Genomic DNA, 4,860 nt, shown 5'->3' with positions numbered 1-4,860 from the left:
GGACTACTCTGGTCAGGCATTACGGAGGGCGTGGATCATAGCAAACCTGTGTGGATTTGGAGCATGTGCAGGTTTTGCATGAATATCGTTCATGTTGGTGTGGGGGTTGGGCCGGTAGAATCCGCGGCGGTTGGGGAAGCGCCCGGTCACTTGCCAGCCGATGTTGCTGGCGTCGGCGAACACCATGTTCAAGGCGATGGCGCGGATTTCCCGGGTCGCGTCCGAGGCTTTGCCGGCGGTTTGCGCACGGGACAGGTCGAAGAACGCATCCAGGCTCTTGTCGTCCTTGACGTCCGCCGTTTGCAGGGCCAGGCCCAGTCCCGTTGTCAGCGCCTGGCTACTGTTGAGCAGGGCGCCGTGGCGGGTTTCGTACACCACTTCGCGAATCGAGCGTTGGCCTTTGATGAAAAAGGTCTCGTTACGCACGCCGGCCGGTAGCCATTTGCCGTTGCTCTCGTAGTACAACGCGCTGCCCTGGCGTTTGACCTTTTCCAGGAACAGGTCCTGGGTGTCGCCCTTGACCGTGCTCATGCTCCACGCCACTTTGCCGTTAAAGCCGGACAACAGGGTCGGCAGGCCGGCAATCGAGGCGCCGACGGCCTGGTATTTCGGGGCGCGGATCTGCACGTAGTTCCATGGCGACGGTGCTTGCGGCTGGGCGGCGAGGTCGTTGGCCAGCAGGCTTTTGCCGCTGCGGCTGCGTTGCGGGCCAATCGCCCAGTTGCTCGAGGTGGTGACCGCCAGTGAGTTGAGGCTGCTCAGTTGCTGGCTGACCGTCTCCAGCCCTGCCAGCCCGGTGATCTGGCCCAGGTTCACGCCCTTGAGTTTGTCGGCTTCGGCCAGCGGGATCGGCTCATCCGGCGCACTTGGGGTGAGCCAGGCGAGTTTGTCGACGCCGACCTTTTGCCCCAGTACCAGGGATGACAATTCTTCCTGCAGGTTGGCCGACTCGCTGAAATTCAGCAGGCAGAACAACAGCGCCGAATCTTCCGGCTTCCAGTACTCGGGTTTGTAGCCGGTCTGGGCGAGGTCCGGTGGCAGCTTGTCGCGGTAGCGGAACAGGTAGGCGTTGACACCACGGGCATACACTTCAAAGAAGCGCTTGAGACGCGGCGACGAGGCGTTGTACAGCTCGCTGGCGCTTTTCTTGAGATTGACCGCGCGCATGAAGCGGTCGACATCCAGCACCTCGGGGCCGGACATTTCCGCCAGGCGGCCTTGGGCCAGCAAGCGCAACGTGACCATCTGCGTAATGCGGTCGCTGGCATGCACATAACCGAGGCTGAACAGCGCGTCGTGGAAGGTGTTGCTTTCAATCAGCGGCATGCCCTGGGCATTGCGGCGTATCGAAACATTCTGCGCGAGGCCCTTGATCGGCTGTACGCCGGCAACGGGTGGCAGGGTGTCCTGGGTGCTCTGGAGCTGGCAACCAGCCAGGCTTAATGCACTGGCCACTGCCGCTGCAACGCCGAACCGGGGAAGAAAATGTGAGAGGGCTGGCGAGGCCATGGCAAAGCTCCTGCGGGGGGTGGCGTCAGTAAAGGCGCTACGTTAGTGAGCGCGGTGAAACGACGCAAGCAGGAGCTAAGGCTTATTTTCAGACGCCAGGTATCAAGCGCCGTGGCACTTCTTGAATTTCTTCTCGCTGCCGCATGGGCATGGATCGTTGCGGCCAACGTCCTTCAGGGCGTTGCGCACCGGCTCCTGGTGAGCATGGCCGCAGTTCGGGCCGTGGACATGGCCGTGGTCGTGATCATGGTGATCGTGATCGTGGTTGCAGTCAGGACCATGGACATGGGGTTGCTGAGTCATCGATGTCGCTCCGGAATAAAATCGCCGGGGATTATCTCGCCATTGTGGTCCACGCGCACGTCATTACCGATGAATAATCCGGTTTTCAGTTCGCCTTCCAGCCGATAAGGCACGGGCCGGTCGGGTTTTTTCAGTATCTGCACCACATCACGGATTTGCGGCCAGAGGTTGGTGCGCACCGTGATCTTGAAAAAGGCATGGCCACGCGGCGGCACGGTGAGCCATTCGTTGGATTCGCCTTCGGTCAGCAGCAGGTTGCCCAGGCTGACTTTGTAGATCAGGCCCCGCACCGTCAGGTCGGCGTCGTCGCGGTTGTCCACGCGGAAATACAGCTTGAACTTCTGCTCCAGTAACTTGGCCCGTACCACTTCGACTTTCACCAGCGAGACGTGGGGCGGGGGCGTGTCGTCCTCGAACCACGAGGCGCAGCCGCTCAAGCCAAGGGTCAACGCCAGCAACAAGCTGTAAGTCCGGAGCATGGCGTGATCCCTGTCAGGTGATTAGAGGTAGCTGGAGCAGCACTTCTTGAACTTCTGCCCGCTCCCGCAGAGGCACGCGTCATTGCGTCCGGCCTTCATCTCCACTGTCGGGTCGATGAAGTACCAGCGCCCCTCATTCTGTACGAAAGAAGACTGTTCGCGGTGGCTATGTTCGCCGGTGCTGTCATGCCAGCGTGCAGTAAAGGTCACGAACGCATGTTCCGGCTGGCCGCCGAACACCTCGGAGCTTTCCACCTCCAGGCCAAGCCAGGTGCTCTGGGCACTCCAGGCGGCAATGGCGTCACGGTCCAGAGCGGCCTGTTGCGCGGGCAGGGTGGTGGCCACCAGGTAGTCCACCAGGCCCAGCACGTAGGCGCTGTAGCGCGAGCGCATCAGCGCGGTGGCGCACGGCGCCGGGTGGCCGGCGTGATAATGGCCGCAGCAGGCATCCAGCAGGTTGCCGCTGCCGCAGGGGCAAATGGATGTCGTCATTGGGTTACCACCAATACTTTCCGAAGTTTTCCGGGTTGGCCCAGAAGCGGGCGTTGAGCCAGTCCGGCACCTGTTTATAGTCAAGCAGATCATAGGTAAACAGCGTCAGCACCTGCTCATCGCGCTGGAAGCGCTCGCCGGCCTGCAGGGCCAGGGAGAAGAAGTCAGTGTCCTTCCAGTCGCAGGCTCCCAGGTCCACCAGCACTGCAATACGGCTGGCATTGAGGTTGCGAATGCCGCCCAACAGGGTCAGACCTTGTGGTTTTGACAGGTGTTCCAGGCAATCGACCACCAGCGCCAGGTCAAAACGCTGCGCCGCCAGTTCCGCCGGCAACGCGCCAGGCGCCGCGACGGACACCTGGGTCTCGGGGTGCGCCTTTTGAAAGGCTTCCAGTGCCGGGAACTGGCTGGCACCCAACAGCAACAGGCGTTTGGGCTGCTGCAAATCGAGCAAGGCAGCCAGGGCTTGCTGGGGTGTACGAGAAGAAATACCAGCGGTCATCAGAGATCCTCACATCAGGACCCTAGAGACTAGCGCGGCTGAGCGTGCGGGCCTAGAGCGGGTGGCTGAGAAAAGTCCCTCAAGTGCGGCCGTCCTCAATGAATACTGGGGTGTGGCGTACTGGCGCAGTTGAAAAGAGCGGTCTTTACTCCACCCATCGGCCCCCGCCGATCCCCCCAGGAGAAATCAGATGAGCATCATGCGGACAGCTCTACCCTTGATTCTGCTAACCGGAGTATTGACAGGTTGCGCAGGTTTGCAAAAAACCGATTGGCCCACCTGCGCCGCCGTTGGCGGTGTGACCGGCGCGGCGATCGGTGCGACGGAAAGCTCAGCCTATGCCGGCTACGGCGCGTTGTTGATCGGCGGCATGGCCGGCGCCTATTGCTGGGTACACGGCGATGGCGACGAAGACGGCGATGGCGTGCCGGACAGCCGCGACAAGTGCCCCGGTACGCCGAAAGGCGTGCAGGTCGATGCCAATGGTTGCCCACCTGCGCCACCCGCCGTTGTGGTTGAAGAGGTGGTTGTGGTCAAGGAAGAAACCATCGTGATTCGCGACGTACACTTCCAGTTCGACTCGGCCAAGCTGACGGCGGCGGACAAAACCAAGCTCGACACCATCGCCACCCGCCTGAAACAGGAAGCCCCGAGCGCCCAACTGCGGGTCAGCGGGTATACCGACAGCGTCGGCAAGGACGCCTATAACCAGAAACTCTCGGAAAAACGTGCCCACTCGGTGACGGATTACTTGATCGGCTCCGGCGTGCCTCGCAGTAACTTTGTATCGGTGACCGGTGCGGGCGAAAGCCATCCGGTGGCTGACAACAAAACCGCTGAAGGGCGTGCTCTGAACCGCCGCGTGGAAATCCAGATCAACCGCTGACAGCCCCTGCCCCTGTGGGATTCCGCAGGGGCATCGTTGGCGATCCTCGCTGAAACCGCCGCCTTCTCAAGTTTTTTGATCCTTCACTGGCAAATCGCCTGTAGAAGTCGTTACTGTGCGCCCAAAGAAAAATTTGAAATAACAAATTCCCCAGCACTCAGGAGCCCCATGATGCGTAAGGTTTTTCTGTTGGCCCTGTTGGTCAGCCCCGTTGCCCTGGCCCAGAACGTCAGTGTTGAAACCAATTCGTTGATGCGCTTGCCCAGCAGTACCAGCGTTTTGCAACTGGAACGCCTGGACGTGGCGGACTACGGCACTTTGCTCATTCCGGCCACGATCAGCCAGGTCTCGGTGGAGGTGTTGCACCTGGGCCGCGAAGCACGCATCGCCATCGCTCCCGGTAACACCGCGCTGCAATTGCAGGTGCGTCAGGCGCAACTGGAGCACGGCAGCCAGATCACCTCGCGTGGTGCTCCCGGTACCCATGAAAAACCAGCCAAGGCTGGGCGTGACCTGACCTTGCGCATCAATGCCCTGACGGCGCAAGAGCTGTCGGTGGATGCCCGTGGTGGTACCGGCGCCCAAGGTTATGCCGGGCTGGATGGCGCCAACGGCGAGGACCCGGGTTGCACTTGGGGTTCCGCCGGGCGCGGTGCCAACGGCGATAACGGTGGCGACGGGTTGGCTGG

At 61.4% G+C, this 4,860-nt stretch carries 6 protein-coding genes and 1 pseudogene; 2 read left to right on the top strand and 5 right to left on the bottom strand.

What is annotated here, in order from left to right; all coding sequences use genetic code 11:
- Positions 1–123 precede the first annotated feature (123 nt).
- From L9Z73_RS25430 to L9Z73_RS25410, 5 genes and pseudogenes are all read right to left on the bottom strand, one after another.
- Positions 124–1,509 (bottom strand): annotated as a pseudogene (locus L9Z73_RS25430) (penicillin acylase family protein); the annotation flags it as partial.
- 102 nt (positions 1,510–1,611) lie between these two features.
- Entirely contained in the window at positions 1,612–1,812 is a 201-nt protein-coding gene (locus tag L9Z73_RS25425) for an SEC-C metal-binding domain-containing protein (protein WP_003189235.1), read from the bottom strand.
- The gene (locus tag L9Z73_RS25420) at positions 1,809–2,291 is read right to left on the bottom strand and encodes an LEA type 2 family protein (RefSeq protein WP_247407034.1); all 483 of its coding nucleotides are present in this window, start codon (positions 2,289–2,291) and stop codon (positions 1,809–1,811) included. The genes L9Z73_RS25425 and L9Z73_RS25420 overlap by 4 nt, the downstream gene beginning before the upstream one ends.
- 21 nt (positions 2,292–2,312) lie before the next feature.
- Positions 2,313–2,783, bottom strand: coding sequence for a YchJ family protein (locus tag L9Z73_RS25415; protein ID WP_247407031.1), 471 nt, complete (start codon positions 2,781–2,783; stop codon positions 2,313–2,315).
- Between the two features lie 4 nt (positions 2,784–2,787).
- The gene (locus tag L9Z73_RS25410) at positions 2,788–3,285 is read right to left on the bottom strand and encodes a DUF6231 family protein (protein WP_247407028.1); all 498 of its coding nucleotides are present in this window, start codon (positions 3,283–3,285) and stop codon (positions 2,788–2,790) included.
- Positions 3,286–3,475: 190 nt separating this feature from the next.
- On the opposite strand from L9Z73_RS25410, the gene L9Z73_RS25405 reads away from it, so the two are divergent.
- Positions 3,476–4,171: an OmpA family protein gene (locus L9Z73_RS25405; protein WP_247407025.1), complete on the top strand. Its 696-nt coding sequence runs from the start codon at positions 3,476–3,478 to the stop codon at positions 4,169–4,171.
- A gap of 171 nt (positions 4,172–4,342) precedes the next feature.
- Positions 4,343–4,860 (top strand): collagen-like protein (locus L9Z73_RS25400; protein ID WP_247407022.1); only part of this gene is annotated, 518 nt, incomplete at its 3' end.

Source organism: Pseudomonas emilianonis (genome assembly GCF_023072625.1).
GTDB lineage: Bacteria > Pseudomonadota > Gammaproteobacteria > Pseudomonadales > Pseudomonadaceae > Aquipseudomonas > Aquipseudomonas paraveronii.
Note: the sequence above shows the minus strand (reverse complement) of the source record. Positions and strands in the feature narration are given on the sequence as shown.